The sequence below is a fragment of the Actinokineospora sp. NBRC 105648 genome (assembly GCF_030269645.1).
GTDB lineage: Bacteria > Actinomycetota > Actinomycetes > Mycobacteriales > Pseudonocardiaceae > Actinokineospora.
In genome coordinates this window covers 1-494 of the sequence record NZ_BSTR01000119.1, presented here as the reverse complement: position 1 = coordinate 494, position 494 = coordinate 1, and the positions used below count along the sequence as shown (strand labels likewise).

Annotated in this window: 1 protein-coding gene; it reads right to left on the bottom strand. The window is 56.7% G+C overall.

The genetic code is table 11. The features are described from left to right. Window positions 1–485: ISAs1 family transposase (locus QSK30_RS36620; protein WP_285510005.1), on the bottom strand; the 485-nt coding region annotated here is incomplete at its 3' end. Window positions 486–494 lie beyond the last annotated feature (9 nt).

Sequence of the window (494 nt, the reverse complement as noted above, 5' to 3'; positions counted from 1 at the left end):
AGATTTTTGAGTGTCGCCATGGCTCGTGGCCCGCTTCCGGTGTGCGATTGATGCGCGTCTTCGCGCCAGGTGACGTCACGTACGTAATGAGATTTGTTCTCTATTCCCCAGTGTTCGCGAGTGTAGGTGTGCAGGTCAGCAGCTCGCGCACGTTCGGGTGCAATACTGGTGATGATCCAGGCACATTCCTTGCTGACTCGTTGCCCGTCCAAATTGAAGATGTCCCGACGAATGCAAGCGATTTGACGCACGTGCGGGAAGTCTATTCCTTCGGCGTCTGTGACCCACGTCGACCAATGACTACGCCGCCCATGTCCCCGCTCTTTCACGACATGATGTGGTGGAGTTTTCGTTAACGGCACCACTTTCATGAATACCGATTTCAGCAACGCGGGCTGGTTTCCCTTACACGTTGCGACATAGTCGAACCCGCGTTCGCCGGCGAGATACTCGGCGGTGTCTCGCTGGGTGTGCGCGGCGTCCATCGTGACCAC